The 14673-nt window shown below is 70.0% G+C and carries 14 protein-coding genes and 1 pseudogene; 8 read left to right on the top strand and 7 right to left on the bottom strand.

Annotation, left to right across the window (positions count from 1 at the left end; translation table 11 throughout):
- Positions 1-143 precede the first annotated feature (143 nt).
- Positions 144-938 carry a universal stress protein gene (locus HD596_RS22560; RefSeq protein ID WP_313044646.1) on the top strand — a complete coding sequence of 265 codons (795 nt, stop codon included), beginning with the start codon at positions 144-146 and terminating at the stop codon, positions 936-938.
- A gap of 82 nt (positions 939-1020) precedes the next feature.
- Here HD596_RS22560 and HD596_RS22555 read toward each other — a convergent pair whose 3' ends face one another.
- The 3 genes from HD596_RS22555 to HD596_RS64850 are packed head-to-tail and all read right to left on the bottom strand — an operon-like array spanning position 1021 to position 3323.
- A complete protein-coding gene (locus tag HD596_RS22555) occupies positions 1021-2136 on the bottom strand; it encodes a glycosyltransferase (RefSeq protein WP_185071319.1) in 1116 nt (371 codons plus the stop codon).
- Positions 2133-3104 carry a glucosyl-3-phosphoglycerate synthase gene (locus tag HD596_RS22550; RefSeq protein ID WP_185071318.1) on the bottom strand — a complete coding sequence of 324 codons (972 nt, stop codon included), beginning with the start codon at positions 3102-3104 and terminating at the stop codon, positions 2133-2135. Before HD596_RS22550 ends, HD596_RS22555 begins: the two co-directional genes overlap by 4 nt.
- Positions 3105-3146: 42 nt before the next feature.
- A complete protein-coding gene (locus HD596_RS64850) occupies positions 3147-3323 on the bottom strand; it encodes a hypothetical protein (RefSeq protein ID WP_313047713.1) in 177 nt (58 codons plus the stop codon).
- On the opposite strand from HD596_RS64850, the gene HD596_RS22545 reads away from it, so the two are divergent.
- Positions 3270-4256 (top strand): Gfo/Idh/MocA family protein, encoded by a 987-nt coding sequence (locus HD596_RS22545; protein WP_313047569.1) that lies wholly within the window; start codon positions 3270-3272, stop codon positions 4254-4256. The two genes, HD596_RS64850 and HD596_RS22545, sit on opposite strands and share 54 nt — an antisense overlap.
- Positions 4257-4260: 4 nt before the next feature.
- A complete protein-coding gene (locus HD596_RS22540; protein WP_185071316.1) occupies positions 4261-5364 on the top strand; it encodes a zinc-dependent alcohol dehydrogenase in 1104 nt (367 codons plus the stop codon).
- 9 nt (positions 5365-5373) lie between these two features.
- Here the strand turns inward: HD596_RS22540 and HD596_RS65705 are convergent.
- The 3 genes and pseudogenes from HD596_RS65705 to HD596_RS22525 form a co-directional block, all read right to left on the bottom strand.
- Positions 5374-6552, bottom strand: a pseudogene (locus HD596_RS65705) (MGH1-like glycoside hydrolase domain-containing protein); the annotation flags it as partial.
- Positions 6549-7334, bottom strand: a complete 786-nt coding sequence (locus tag HD596_RS22530) for a sugar phosphate isomerase/epimerase family protein (RefSeq protein WP_185071315.1) — start codon at positions 7332-7334, stop codon at positions 6549-6551. The pseudogene HD596_RS65705 and the gene HD596_RS22530, both read right to left, overlap by 4 nt.
- 2 nt (positions 7335-7336) lie before the next feature.
- The gene (locus tag HD596_RS22525; protein ID WP_185071314.1) at positions 7337-8365 is read right to left on the bottom strand and encodes a zinc-dependent alcohol dehydrogenase; all 1029 of its coding nucleotides are present in this window, start codon (positions 8363-8365) and stop codon (positions 7337-7339) included.
- A gap of 376 nt (positions 8366-8741) precedes the next feature.
- On the opposite strand from HD596_RS22525, the gene HD596_RS22520 reads away from it, so the two are divergent.
- Genes HD596_RS22520 through HD596_RS22505 form a run of 4 tightly spaced genes read left to right on the top strand, consistent with a single transcriptional unit; the run spans position 8742 to position 13007 of the window.
- Positions 8742-10109, top strand: a complete 1368-nt coding sequence (locus HD596_RS22520) for an ABC transporter substrate-binding protein (protein WP_185071313.1) — start codon at positions 8742-8744, stop codon at positions 10107-10109.
- Positions 10106-11014 (top strand): carbohydrate ABC transporter permease, encoded by a 909-nt coding sequence (locus HD596_RS22515; protein ID WP_185071312.1) that lies wholly within the window; start codon positions 10106-10108, stop codon positions 11012-11014. Before HD596_RS22520 ends, HD596_RS22515 begins: the two co-directional genes overlap by 4 nt.
- Positions 11001-11846: a carbohydrate ABC transporter permease gene (locus HD596_RS22510; RefSeq protein WP_313044645.1), complete on the top strand. Its 846-nt coding sequence runs from the start codon at positions 11001-11003 to the stop codon at positions 11844-11846. Before HD596_RS22515 ends, HD596_RS22510 begins: the two co-directional genes overlap by 14 nt.
- Before the next feature lie 3 nt (positions 11847-11849).
- On the top strand, positions 11850-13007 hold the full coding sequence (locus HD596_RS22505; protein ID WP_185071311.1) for an ROK family transcriptional regulator: 1158 nt from the start codon (positions 11850-11852) through the stop codon (positions 13005-13007).
- A gap of 6 nt (positions 13008-13013) precedes the next feature.
- Here the strand turns inward: HD596_RS22505 and HD596_RS22500 are convergent, their stop codons facing one another.
- A complete protein-coding gene (locus HD596_RS22500; RefSeq protein ID WP_185071310.1) occupies positions 13014-13760 on the bottom strand; it encodes a helical backbone metal receptor in 747 nt (248 codons plus the stop codon).
- 99 nt (positions 13761-13859) lie between these two features.
- Here HD596_RS22500 and HD596_RS22495 point away from each other — a divergent pair, with 99 nt between their 5' ends.
- Positions 13860-14663, top strand: coding sequence for an SAM-dependent methyltransferase (locus HD596_RS22495; protein WP_185071309.1), 804 nt, complete (start codon positions 13860-13862; stop codon positions 14661-14663).
- Positions 14664-14673: the final 10 nt, after the last annotated feature.

The following is a 14673-nucleotide window of genomic DNA, read 5'->3' as shown; positions in this document are numbered from 1 at the left end:
TGTCCTAAGAAAGAAGTGGGCGCCGCAGCTCCAAACCGGCCCTGGCGATGCTCCACGGTGTCCACTTCTTTGCGCCTCCGATGGTTTACAACGTTCGGATCAAGGCCGCGTATTCGCAGCTCAGAGCGGGTAGGAGGGCATTCGTGATCGGAGAGCACGTGATCGTCGGCTACACGAACGCCCCCGGCGGGCGCGACGCCCTGGCCCTGGCCGCCGCGATCACCCGGGTCACCGGCGGCGAGCTCACGGTCGCCACGATCTACCCGCCGGGCAGCCCCGGGCTGGCGGTCGAGGCGCAGGCCAACCTGGCGCACGCGGCGGAGGAGCTGGGCTCGATCCCCGCCGGCTACCTCACGTACGAGAGCCGGGGCACGGGACGCGGGCTGTCGGTGCTGGCCAGCCGCATCAGGGCCGACCTGATCGTGGTCGGCTCGGCCGAGGGCGGCCGGCACGGCCGCATCACCATCGGCGCCACCTCCAACCACCTGCTCCACCTGTCGTCCGAGGCGGTCATGCTGGTGCCCGCCCAGTACGTCCCGGTCGACGGGCCCGGCCGCCTGACGCTGGCGTACGTGCACCGGCCGCAGTGCGACGAGGCGGTCGAACGGATGGCGCAGGCGGCGCTGGCGCTGGGCATCCCGCTCCGGCTGATCACCCTCGACCTGCGCACGGACGATCCGGGCAAGCTCAGGGACGATCTCGCCCTGGCCGTGCGGCTGGCCTGGGAGACCACCGGGATCGAGGCGGAGTCGGAGGTGGCCGAGGGCCACGACGTGGCCGCCGCGCTGGCGGATGTGGAGTGGCTGCCGGGCGAGCTGCTGGTCTGCGCGGCCAGCGAGGACGCGCAGCCGCACCGGGTGTTCCTGGGCGAGCTGGCCATGAAGGCGCTGCGGGCCTCGCCCTGCCCGGTCATCGTGCTCCCCCGCGGCTTCGCCTGACACCGCGACCGACACGTGGCGCGCCGAGACGCCCGAGCCGGCACCCCATCCGGCTCGGGCGCCCCTTCAGGGCGGCACGAGGTCAGCGGGCCGTGGCGGCCTCGTACAGCTCCAGGTAGCGCTCCGCCATGACGGACGGCGAGAACCGGCGGCGGGCCTCTCTGCGGCACTCCTCCGGGTCGATCTCGTCCACCCGCAGCACCCACTCCGCCAGCTCCTCCTCGGAGTCGGCCAGGAAGCCGGTGCGGCCGTGGTCGATGATCTCGGGCAGGCAGCCGCGGCGCAGCCCGACCGGCGGCACCCCGAGCGCGAGCGCCTCGACGACGGCCGTGCCGCCGGGCTCGTCCCACTGGATGGGGAAGAGCGCGGCCTTGGCCTTGGCGTAGAGCTGGTCCCTGGCCTCGCCGCCCACGGCGCCGACCCACCTGACCAGGTCCCCGTCGAGGTAACGGGACACCTGGTCGAGGTGGTAGCGGACGTCCGGATGGCTGTGCAGCGGGTGGTACGGGTTCTGGACCACTTCGTCCAGCTCGGCGGGGGTGTTCCGGCCGCTGACCGGCCCCGCCAGGATCAGCGGGAGCCCCAGCTTCTGGCAGATCCTGGCCGCCACGTGCTGGCCCTTGAGCCCGCAGATCCGGCCCATGACCATCAGGTACTCGCCGCGATCGACCCGCAGGTCGCGGTCGGCGAGCGGGCTGGCCAGGTAGACGGCCCCGAGCGAGGCCGCCCGCAGGGCGTCGGGGGCGCGGGCGAGCTGCGACTCCGAGACGCCGTTGACCGCGATCGACGGCGGGAAGGCGCCGTAGAACGCGGGATGCTTGCGCAGGTCCCAGTGCAGGGTGTGCAGGACGGGCGGCCCGCCGAACGCCGACAGGACCGCCGGCCCGACCACCTCGACGTGGTCGTGGACGAGGTCGATGTCGTCGCGGGCGCGCAGCTCGGCCGCCACCCTGGCCTGGTGGGCGTGCGCGATGCCCATGACCTGGTTGTACGGCTTCTGCAACTCGGTGAACTGGCCGTCGTCGTACACGCTGATCAGCTCGTCCACCTCCAGCGCGCTGGACCCGACGGAGGCCAGGACGACCTCCACGCCGCGCTCGCGCAGCGCGGGCACCAGCGTGGCCACGACGTTCTCGATCCCGCCGTAGCCGGGGGGCGGGACCGCGAGCCACGGCCCCGCGTTGACCAGGACTTTCATGCCACATCCTCCTCTTGTACGAGGGAGGCGAGCGGAGGTCGCTCCGCCACGGCCACGTCCACCAGGTCCGCCCCGTCGATGCCGAACTGCAGCATCGTGTGCGCGGGCCGCTGAGCCGCCAGTACGCGCCCCTGGCGCTCCAGGCGGGACCAGGCGGTGAGCATGATCTGCCCGGCCATCCGGCCGAGCGCGCTCATCGACTGGTGCGTGTGCGTACGGCTGCCCAGGTCCACCTGGGCCATCGCGTCCAGGCCGACGAGCTGGAGCAGGTCGACGAGGAGGCCGAACTCCACGCCGTACTCGGTGACGAACGGCACCTGCTCCAGGACCTCGCGCCTGGCCGCGTACTCGCCGCCGAGCGGCTGGGCGAACCCGGCCAGCTCGGGCCAGAACATGTTGATCAAGGGTCGGGCGACCAGCTCGGTCACCCGGCCACCCGCGGCGCGGCGAACCACGCCGTCCTCGCCCGTGAACGGACGTTCGTAGGTCGCCTTGACGAAGCTGATGTCACTGTCCACCAGCAGCGGCCCCACCAGGCCGGACACGAAATGGGCGCCGAAGTCGAGCAGGTCGGCGTCCACGAACACGACGATGTCGCCCCTTGAGGCGGCCAGCCCCTTCCACAGCGCCTCCCCCTTGCCCGTCAAGGGCGGCAGGTGGGAGAGCACCTGGTTCTGCGCCACCACGCGGGCGCCCGCCTCGCGGGCGCGTTCGGCGGTGGCGTCGGTCGAGTTGGAGTCGACGACGAGGATCTCGTCTACGAGTGGAACCCGTTCGACGAGGTCACGGCGGATCACACGGACGATGTCACCCACTGTGCTTTCTTCGTTACGAGCAGGTAGGATGACACTTACCGTGGTGGATCCCTTGGCCAGCATCAGGGCGTCGACCGGCCACTCGGCTGCCGTGCTCGAGTGCGGACCGTACCATTCCTGGATTCTGGCCAAGGCGCGCAGGTTTCTCTCCATGCAGTAAGCCCCGATCTCACGAGGTCACGACTTCTGCCCGATCTATGCGCCTCTGAACCTCTTTGTTTGATGGCGATCAGATGTGGCATATGCCGGAATGTGTCCCCAATGACCCGCGTCGGCATCATCGGTGCCGGAAATGTCGCCGCTCGCCACGCAGATGTACTGTCCGGCTTCCCAGATGTCACGATCGCGGGAATCGCCGACATTGATCTCCACAGGGCCGAGGCTCTGGCCTCCCGGCACGGCGCCCCCGCCTATGGTGACCATGCCGACCTACTCAGCGCCGGCGGTCTCGATGCTGTTTACGTCTGTGTGCCTCCTTTCGCGCACGGCACCCCCGAACATGATGTTCTGTCGTGTAATCTACCGTTTTTTGTGGAAAAACCCCTTTCGCTCGACCTCCAAACCGCAGAAATCATCGCGTCCGAAATCGAGCGAAGATCGCTGCCGACCGCGGTCGGCCATCACTGGCGTTATCTCGACATCCTCGGACACGCCCGTGACCTGCTCGCGGAGCGCCCCGTACGGCTCGCCCTGGGCCACTGGCTGGACAAGGTGCCGCCGGTCGCCTGGTGGCTGAACCCGAGCATGTCGGGCGGCCAGATCGTCGAGCAGGCGGTCCACGTGCTGGACCTCGCCCGCGTCCTGGTGGGCGAGGTGTCGATGGTGCACGCCGTCCCCGCCGCCAACCACAGCGACGGCGAGGTGGATCGGGCCACGGCGGCGGTCCTGCGCTTCGCCGACGGCGCGGCCGGGCTGCTGGCCACCTCCTGCCTGCTGGCCCAGAAGCACCGGGTGGGCCTGGAGGTGTGCGCCGACGGCCTGGCGCTGGAGCTCAGCGAGACGCGGCTGCTGGTGGACGGCCAGCGCGTGATCGAGGACGACGGCCGGGCGAAGACGCGCGTCGACCGGGAGTTCATCAACGCGGTGCAGGGTAAGGACGCCGACGTACGCGTACCGTACGGGGAGGCGCTACGCACTCATCGCCTGGCGCTGGCCCTCGCACAGTCCGCGGCGGAACGGAGGCCGGTGGTGCTTGATGAGAGCGAGAGAGCGCCGTCGCCTGGACTGAGGAGCGACGGGAGCGCAGCGACCAGAGCGACGAGGGAAGGCGACGGACCCCAGCGACCGAGCCGCCGAACGGAGTGAGGCCATGGGCACTGTGCTCAGTATCGAGGCACCGGGTGAGGTTCGCCTGGTGGAGGAGAAGTTGCCGGGCATCCCCGAGGGTGGGTTCATGCTGGCCACCACCCACAGCGGGGTCTCGGCCGGGACCGAGCTGACCTACGTCAAGGGCACCAACCCGTACCTGTCCTCGACCTGGGACCCGGCGCTCGGGCTGTTCTCCGAGGGCACGCCGTCGATCGCCTACCCGGTGCGCGGCATCGGCTACATGCAGGTCGGCCTGGTGGTCGAGACGCGGACACGGGCCGTGAGCGAGGGTGCGCTGGTGGCGATGTGTTACGGACATCGCACGGCGTACGTGGCGGACCCGATGGCCGACCGGTTCGTCGAGCTGCCGGACGACCTCGACCCCATGCTCGGCGTCTACGTCGCCCACATGGGCCCGATCTGCGCCAACGGCCTCCTGCACGCCGCGCACGACCTGTACGGCCCGGCCGTGCAGCGGCTCGGTGACGGCGTGCGCGGGCGGCGGGTCGCGGTCGTGGGAGCGGGCGTGGTGGGGCTGCTGACGGCGTGCTTCGCCATGGCCTGCGACGCGGCCGAGGTCGTGGTCGTGGACGAGACCCCGGCCAGGCTGGCGATCGCCGCGGCGCTCGGCGCGAACGTCCTGGCCGCCGACGAGGATCCCGCCGTGGACCTGAAGCGCCGCTGGCGGCACGGCCGCGACGACCGGGGCGCCGACGTGGTGTTCCAGTGCCGCGGCCAGACCAGGGCGCTGGCCCTCGGGCTCAGGATGCTGCGCCCCCAGGGCACGCTGGTGGACCTCGCCTTCTACACCCAGGGCGCGCAGGAGGTGCGGCTGGGCGAGGAGTTCCACCACAACGGGCTGACGCTGCGCTGCGCCCAGATCGGCCGGGTGCCGCGCGGCCTGGCGCATTCCTGGGACCGGGAGCGGCTCTCGCACGAGACGATCGCCCTGCTCAGGCGGTACGGACGGCGGCTACGCCAGCACGTGATCACCGACGTCGTCGGCTTCGCCGAGGCCCCCGAGTTCCTGTCCGACCTCGCGGCCAGACGCCGGCAGACCGTCCAGGCCGTGCTCAGCGACCACGTCGAGGAGGAGGGCGGCTGACCAGCTGAAGTCGTGGCTGCCGTGGCCGTGCAGGGTGAAGGGGTCGAAGTACTCGCGGAAGCCCGATCGCGCGACCGAGTTGACCATCCCTTCGGCGACCAGGGCGGCCAGGTCGGGGCGGCGGTCCTTGAGCCCCTGCCAGACGAGCCAGGTGAGGTTGATCCAGCTCGGGCCGCGCCAGTAGCGGGCCGGGTCGAAGTCGAGCGCCGCGGGAGAGTAGCTGGGCAGCGCCCCGTCCTTGAAAGCGAACCGGTCGAGCGCGGTGCCGATCACCGCCTCGGCGACCTCGTCCGGCAGGTGCGGGAGCATGAGCGGGGTCAGCCCGGCAGTGCTGCTGGAGCAGAGCAGCCGGCCCGTGCGCACGTCGCGGGCCTGGAAGAGGCCGCCGTCGAAGAGGTGCTCGACCATGGCGCCGGTGATCGCGGCCGCCTCCCGCTCGTGCGGCTCGGGGTCGAGGCCGCACACCTGCGCGATCCGGGCCAGCGTCGACTCGGCCACGCCGTACGCGGCGTTGAACAGGGGGCACTCGACCTGGAACTCCCCCGGACTGCGGTAGGCGGAGTCGCGGTAGGCACGGGCGAGGGAGACGTAACGCTCGTAGTCGCGGTCGGTGGGCCGCTCGTCGGCGCTGACCGTGGCGAGGTCGCGGCGGACGAAGCCCACGGTGTCGGGCCGCACGGCCCGCAGCGGCAGGTCCCAGGCCGGGCTGTTGTCCATGCCCGACTCCCAGGGGTGCACGATCGAGATCAGCCCCTCAGGGGAGCGCCTGGCCGCGCGCAGGAACTCCTGCTGCGCCACGAGCCGGGGGTAGATCCGGCGCAGGAACGCCGGGTCGGGCTCGGCCAGGTGCGTCTTCCACGCGGCCAGCGCGTGGACCGGCGGCTGGACGATCCCGGAGGTCGCGGAGCCTCCCGGCGCGTACGCCTGCCAGAACTCGGGCCCGGGGAAGTAGGCCCCTTCGGGCACCGCGGGGTTGAAGACGATGTGCGGCACCCTGCCGTCGCGCCACTGCGCGCCGAACAGGGAGAGCAGCTCGATCCTGGCCCGTCGCGGCGACCACCGGGCGTTGCCGATCGCGATGAAGGCGGAGTCCCAGCTCCATTGGTGCGGGTACAGGCGCCGGGAGGGGACCGTGTAGCTGCCGTCCCAGTTGGCCACCAGGACGCGCACAGCGTCGCGAAGGATCATAGGTATTTCCTGACGAAGGCCGCGGTCTGGGGGAGGACGATCTCGGGTTCGCCCCGAAGGCGGCATTCCAGGGCGAGGTAGCCGTCGTAGCCGACGGCGTCGAGCGTGGCCAGCTGCGCGCCCCAGTCGATGTGACCGGTGCCCGGCTGGTTGCGGTTGGACTCGCTGATCTGCATGTGCGCGAGGTAGGGGGCGGCCTCGGCCAGCGAGCGGCAGGGGTCGTCCTCCTCGATGTTCATGTGGTACGTGTCGCCGACGATCCTGATCGAGTCCATCGAGCAGTAGGAGACGGCGTCGGCCAGGGTGTTGACCATGTGGTTCTCGTACCGGTTGAGGGGTTCGAGCATGATCAGCACGCCGTTGCGCTGCGCGTGCTCGCCCAGGATGCCCAGCGCCTCGGTCAGCACCTCGCGGTCCTGCTCCGCGCTGCGCGGCGGCTCGAACGGCGGCAGCCGCAGCGAGAACTGCCCCCAGGAGGCGGGCGTCATGACGCCGATGCCGCCCAGCTCGGCGATCACCGTGAGCTGCGACCTGAGCTGCTGGATGGCGTCCTTGCGCTTGGCCGGGTCGAAGTCGCCGATGAAGTGCGGCATGTCCACGCACACCGTCGGCATGACCACGCCGTCGGCCCGCGCCCGCTTGAGCTCCGTCAGGCGGCCCGCGAAGTGGAAATCGCCCTTGCCGCGCAGCTCGATGGCGTCGAACCCGGCATCGAGCGCGAACGCGAACTTCTCCTGCAACGTGCGGCCGGGCAGAAGCTGCTCCTGTACGGCGAGCTTCACTGTCACTCCTCGAAGGTGAAGACGAGCTGGAGCACCTCGGACTGGTGCTTGTCGATCAGGTCGAAGGCCTCCGCGGCCCTCTCGACGGGGACCACGTGGCTGATCAGGTCGCCGACCTCGATCTGGCCCTCGTGGACGAGCGCCATGAACGTGCGCTGCAGCCGCTCGACGTCCCACCGGTGCGCCAGCCACGAGGCCACGCCGCCGATCTGGGAGGAGACGAGCTGGACCTGGTTGTGGTGGAACTCCTCGCCCAGCCGCAGCCCCACGCCGTCACCCTGGTAGAAGCCGGCCGCCACGACCCTGCCGCCCTTGCGCACGGTCCTGATGGCCTCGTGCAGGCCCTGGTGGGTGCCGCTCAGCTCGATGACGGTGTCGGCGCCCTCGATGCGCTTGCGCATGAACTCGGCCACCGACCCGGAGCGCACGTCGAACACCTCGGCCGCGCCGAACCTCCTGGCCAGCTCCAGCCGGTCGGGGATGGCGTCGGCCGCGACCACCCGGGCGCCGCTCAGCACGGCCAGGCGGGTGGCGAGCAGCCCGATGACGCCCTGGCCGAAGATCGCGATCTGGTCGCCGAGGTGCACGTCGGAGGCGTGCACCGCGTTGAGCGCGATGGCCCCGACCCGGGCGAACACTCCGGTCAGCGGGTCGGCGCCGGGCGGCATCACGTGCCCCACCAGCTTCTCGGCCGGCACGACCGCCTCGGCGCGGTGGCCCCAGATGCCCCACACGATGCTGCCCACCGGCGGGTCGGCGACGTCGGGCGCGGCCTCGACGACCTCGCCGACCTCCTGGTAGCCCCAGCCGCTCAGCGGGTACGCGTGCGTCTGGCCATCGACGAAGAGCCGGCGCTCGGTGTCCCAATGGCGGTTGAGATATGGATTTGTGCCGCGATAGGCGGTGAGCTCCGTGCCTGCCGAAACGCCGGAGTAGATCGTACGGACTCGTACGGATCCCGGCGCGAGGTCGGCTGGCGATTCCAGGCTGACGCGGACACGGCCTGGCTGCTCGAACGTGATGACGCGCATTCCCCACACTTAGGCTTAATGATCAAACAAAAGTCAAAGCTTTAGTACTTGTTTGCATACGATAGTTGCGCTGGTAACACTCTTAAGTCTACGACTTCCGCCGGGGGCGGCTGGTGAAATTGGGGTTTCTCACAGCGTGTCTTCCGGAAAGTGACCTTACCGACATCGCCGACCAGGTCGCACACCTGGGCTTTCTAGCTAGTGCGGTGACCTCCGGATGACCGAAATACCCCAAAGTAGATCTTTCCGGCAAAGATCCACTTGTGGCGGGGGAGGCACGGAGTGGGTACAGACCGGTCTCGTTATCGGCTACCGAACGTTGCCGAGGTCATGACGAGGGTAAGGGCGGCATATCCCCGAACCGGAGGAGCGTGCCATGCCGAAGAAGGTAACCGCCGTCCTCTCCGTCGCCCTGCTGGCCGCCGCCTCACTGGCGGCGTGCGGCGACGGTGGCGAGTCGTCCGCCGGCAACCAGATCACCGTCTGGACCGAAGAGAACCTCAACGACCGGATGGCCGTACAGAACCAGATCGCCGCCGACTTCACCAAGAAGACCGGGATCCAGGTCAAGCTGGTCGCCATGGCCGAGGACCAGTTCAGCCAGGCCGTGACGGCCGCCGCCGCGGCCGGCGACCTGCCGGACGTGATCGGCGCGCTGCCGCTGGCGGCGGTGCGCGAACTGGAGGCCAACGACCTGCTCGACACCGAGACCCCCGGCAAGGTCGTCGACCAGCTCGGCCGGGACTCCTTCTCGCCGCGGGCCCTGGAGCTCGACAGCTCGGGCGGGAAGCTGCTCGCGGTGCCGAGCGACGGGTGGGCGCAGCTGATCCTCTACCGCAAGGATCTGTTCGACAAGGCCGGGCTGCAGCCGCCCGACACGTACGAGCGGCTGGAGGCGGCGGCCGCCAAGCTGAACACGGGCGGGGTCGCGGGCATCACGCTGGCGATCGCGCCGAAGGACTCGTTCACCGCGCAGAGCTTCGAGCACGTCGCGCTGGCGAACGGGTGCCAGCTCGTCGACAATTCCGGAAATGTCGCCCTTGACTCGCCGCAGTGCGTAAAGGCGTTCGAGTTCTACGGCAAGCTCGCCAAGGACTACTCGGTCAAGGGCAAGCAGGACGTCGACTCCACCCGGGCCACCTACTTCTCCGGCAAGGCGGCCATGACGATCTGGTCGTCGTTCATCCTCGACGAGCTGGCCGGGCTCCGTAAGGACGCGCTGCCGAGCTGCCAGGAGTGCCGCGCCGAACCCGAGTGGCTGGCCAAGAACACCGGCGTGGTCACGGCGCTGAAGGGGCCCGACGGGAGCGCGCCCGCGCAGTACGGCGAGATCGTCTCCTGGGCGATCACCCGTGACGCCGCCAAGGACCCCGCCGCGAAGTTCGTCGCCTACATGATGAACGAGGGCTACGAGCGCTGGATCGGCATGGCGCCCGAGGGCAAGTTCCCGACCCGCAAGGGCTTCGAGGACAAGTGGAACAAGCTGCCCGCCGGGGTCGACTCCAAGAAGCCGCTGGCCGACATCTACCCGGCCGACGTGCTGGACGCCCTGCGCAAGAGCCCGGACACCTTCGCCCGCTGGGGGATCCCGCAGGGGCAGGGCAAGCTGGTCGGCGCCACCATGGGCGAGCTGCCGGTGCCCAAGGCGCTCAGCTCGGTCGTGGACGGCTCCCTGACCCCGCAGGCCGCCGCCGCCCAGGCCAAGGCCGACGTGGAGACCATCAAGCGCGGGATCCGCCAGTGACCCCCACTCTGCGGCAGCGGGAAGGGCGGGCGGGGCTGGCGCTCATCTCGCCGACGCTCGTCATCACGCTGGTCGTGGTGGTGCTGCCACTGCTGTGGGCGATCATGCTGGCGTTCCAGGACGCCCGGCTGATCAACATCCGCCGGGTCGGCATCTTCGGCCACTACACGCTGGAGAACTTCTCCTACGTGGTCTCCGAGCCCGGCTTCTGGTCGTCCCTGGTCAACACGCTCGTCTACACCGTCGCGGGGACCGTGCTGTCGATCGCGATCGGGCTGGTGGCGGCGCTGGCGCTGCGTGACAGGTTCAGGGGGCGGACCCTGGTCAGGGCCTCGATCCTGATCCCGTACGTGGCGCCGGTCGTGGCCGTGGCGTTCCTGTGGGAGACGATGCTCAACCCCCAGTACGGCATCGTCAACACCTGGCTCCAGGAGCCGATCGCGTTCCTCACCCAGGCCAGGGGCGAGTTCCTGGGCGTGCGGGTGCCGGTGGCGCTGTTCACGGTGATCGCGTTCGAGGCGTGGCGGTATTTCCCGTTCGCGTTCCTGTTCATCCTGGCCAGGCTCCAGGCGCTGCCCGCGGAGCTGGACGAGGCCGCGGTCGTGGACGGGGCCACGCCTACCCAGCGGTTCCGATACGTGATCATGCCGCAGCTCTGGCGGATCATCGCGCTGCTGTCGGTGCTGCGGTTCGTGTTCACGTTCACCAAGTTCGACGACGTCTACCTGCTGACCGGCGGCGGGGCCGGGACCGAGGTGGTCAGCGTGCGGGTCTACAACTTCCTGACCGCCCGCGACGACATCGGCGCCTCGGCCGCGCAGGCGATCGTGCTGGCGGTCTTCCTGGTCGTGTTCCTGGCCATCTACCTGCGGTTCTTCGGCGGGGGTGAAGGTGAGCAGAGATAGGTTCGAGCGGGCCCTCCTCCGGGTGCTGAAGCCGCTGGTCATCGGGGTGCTCTTCCTGATGACCGCGTTCCCGTTCCTCTACATGGTGCTGCTGTCCGTGCGCGACATCCAGGAGCTGATCCTGGAGCCGGGCTCGCTCTGGCCGCGCGCCTTCACCCTGGACACGTACGTGGACGTGCTGACCAGGCAGGGCTTCCTGAGCTTCCTGAGGAACAGCGCGATCGTGGCGCTCGCCTCGGTGGCGGTCACGCTGCTGATCTCGATCCCGGGCGCGTACGCGGTCGCGCGGCTGCGCTTCTTCGGCCGGCGGCAGGTCCACTTCCTCTTCCTGGCGGTGTACCTGTTTCCGGCGATCGTGCTGGCCATCCCCCTCTTCGTGCTCTTCACGATGCTGGGGCTACGCGGATCCCTTTTCGGACTGATCCTCGTGTATATCGCGCAAACCGTGCCCGTCACGGTATACATGCTCCGCAACTACTTCGAGACCGTGCCGCAAAGCGTGGAGGAAGCGGCCGCGATCGACGGGTGCACGAGGCTTTCGACCATCTGGCGCGTGGTGCTGCCCCTCTCCAAGCCCGCGCTGATGGCGACCGGCCTCTACGCGTTCATGATCGCGTGGAACGAGTTCCTGTTCGCCCTGCTCTTCCTCGTGGAGAAGCGGGAGAGCTGGACGGTGTCCCTGGGCCTCTCGCAGCTGGCGGGGAGCATAGAGATTCCCACGACGGTCCTGATGGCAGGTTCGGTGGTGCTGACACTGCCCATCGTGATCGTGTTCTTCGCCAGTGAGCGACTGCTGACGGAGGGCCTCACGGCAGGGGCGGAGAAGGGATAGACCATGCTGACGGCAGGGCAGATCCTCCAGCTCATCCGCCATGGCACCTGCCGTACGCGCAAGGAACTGATCGAGTACACCGGCCTGTCCCGGTCGACGATCACCGACCGGGTCGACCGGCTCATCGACGCCGGATACATCCACGAGTCCGGCGTCGCGGCCTCCGGGGGCGGGCGACCGCCCTCGGTGCTCGACGTGGACGCCGGCCGGCGCCTGATGCTGGTGGCCGACCTGGGCGCCAGCCACGCCCGCGTGGCGCTCACCGACCTGGCCGCCCGCACCCTGGCCGAGGAGCGCGCCGAGATGCGCATCGAGCTCGGCCCCGAGGCGGTCCTGTCGTGGGTGCGGGAGGCGTTCCAGCGGCTGCTCGACCGGGCCGGGCGGCCGGCGAGCGACGTGTACGGCATCGGGCTCGACCTGCCCGGCTCCGTGGACCACACCACCGGGCGGATGATCAGGTCGTTCCTGATGCCCGGGTGGGACGGCTATCCGGTGGGCGAGGCGATCGCGGAGACCTACGACGTGCCCGTGCTGGTCGAGAACGACGCCAACGCGATGGCGCTGGGCGAGTGGTGGTCGTCGTGGCGCGACACGGACTCCCTCATCCTCATCAAGGTGTCGACCGGGATCGGCACCGGGATCATCATCGACGGGCAGATCTACCGGGGCGTCGAGGAGGCCGCCGGGAACATCGGGCACGTGCGGCTGAACGAGCACGACGACCGGGTCTGCACGTGCGGCTCGCGCGGCTGCGTGGCCTCGCTGGCCAGCGGCCACGCCCTGGCCACCGACCTGGGCCAGGAGTCCAGCCGCGACGTCGTACGCCTGGTGCAGGCGGGCGATCCGGCGGCCATCGCCCGCACCCAGGAGGCGGGGCGCACGCTGGGCCTCGTGCTGGCCACCGCGGTCAGCCTGCTCAATCCGGGCGTGCTGGTGCTGGCCGGGGACATGGCGGAGACCAGGGAGCACTATCTGACGGGGATCAGGGAGATCGTCTATCGGCACAGCCTGCCGTACACGACCAGGCACCTGGAGATCGTGCCCACCTCGCTCGAGGACCGGGCCGGGATCGTGGGGATGGCGGTGATCGTCATGGAGCACGTGCTCTCCGCCGCCTCCGTGGACGCCGCCCTGGCCGCCGGACGCGTACGGGCGCGCTGAGCCCGGTCAGCCCAGGGCGCTCCGCAGCAGGGCGGGCGCCTCCACGAGCGAGGGGCCGTACCAGGTGAGCAGCCGCCCGCTGACCAGCGCGCAGGCGAGCCCCGGGAAGCACTCGGGGCCGTCCGTCTCCGAGAACGCGTACGGCTCGTCCGGCAGCACCACCAGGTCGGGCCGCCGCTCGACCAGCTCGGCCAGGGGGATCTTGGGATAGCGCTCCTCGTGGCCGGCGTAGAGGTTGACCACGCCGAGGCGCCTGAGCACGTCCCCGGTGAACGTGTCGCGCCCCACCACCATCCAGGGCCGCCGCCAGATCGGGACGACGGCCGTGCGCCGCGCCCCTTCCGCGGGCGCGCGCCACGCCTCCTCCGCCGCGTCCAGCCACCCGGGACGTCCGGTACGGCACGCCTCCCGGAACATGCGCTCCAGCGACCGGAAAGCCTGGTCCAGCGTCTCGATCTTCGTCACCCAGACCGCGATGCCCGATTCGCGCAGGGCCTCGATGTCGGGCGCGCGGTTCTCCTCGGCGTTGGCGAGGACCACGTCAGGCCGGAGCCGCCTGATCGCGTCGAGGTCGGGGTTCTTGGTGCCCCTGACCCTGGCCACGTCCAGGTCGGCCGGGTGCGAGCACCAGTCGGTCGCCCCCACCAGCGCCTCCGGCACGGTCGCCGCCACCGACTCGGTCAGCGACGGCACCAGGGACACGATCCGCCGCACGGTCTCGGGGATCTTCACGGGCACGCCGGTGTCATCCACAACATCAGCCTAGATCGACGGGTATTCGGCGGTGAATGTCGGTATAGATCCGTAGAATCCAGGTCGAAGATCGTTAACTCTTGATCGGGGGAATGACGGTTGGAACGAGAGTCGCCAGCCTTCGATCCGCACACTCCCAACATCGCCCGGCTCTACGACTACTTCCTGGGTGGCAAGGACCACTTCCCTGCCGACCGGGCGGCGGCGGAGAAGCTGCTCGAGGCGGCTCCGGAGTTACGGGCGGCGGTCCGGGCGAATCGCGCGTTCCTGGGGCGTGCCGTTCGGTACCTCGCCGAGTCCGGCATCACGCAGTTCCTCGACATCGGGACGGGGCTGCCCGGCCCGGACAACGTGCACGAGGTGGCCAGGAAGATCACCCCGGGGGCCCGGGTGGTCTACGTGGACCGGGATCCCGTGGTGCTGGTGCACGCCAGGGCGCTGCTGGCCGGTCAGGGCGACACGACGGCGGTGGAGGGCGATCTGCGCAAGCCCGAGGGCATCCTGCGCAATCCCGAGGTGATGGCGGCGATCGACTTCAGCCGCCCGGTCGGCGTGCTGCTGACGGCGATCATGCACTACGTCGCCGACTCCGACCGCCCTCGGGAGATCGTGGCGGGCCTGCGCGACGCCATGGCCCCCGGCAGTTGCCTGGTCATGTCCCACGGCACCACCGACGCCCGCGCCGCGGCCGTGGAGGCGATCACCGAGGTCTACCGGGGCACCAACGCCCCGATCAGGTTCCGGAGCCGGGAACGGATCGCGGCGCTGTTCGAGGGGTTCGAGCTGGTCGACCCGGGCCTCGTGTGGCTGCCGGAGTGGCGGCCCGACCAGGCCGACATGATCGACTTCGTCGACGGGCCCGAGTCGTCGCTGATCCTGTGCGGCGTGGCCAGGAGGGGCTGAGGCCGGGGGT

The organism is Nonomuraea jabiensis (genome assembly GCF_014204795.1).
Taxonomy (GTDB): Bacteria; Actinomycetota; Actinomycetes; order Streptosporangiales; family Streptosporangiaceae; genus Nonomuraea; species Nonomuraea jabiensis.
The sequence above is the reverse complement of the archived record's forward strand: the minus strand, read 5'-3'. Positions and strand labels throughout refer to the sequence as shown.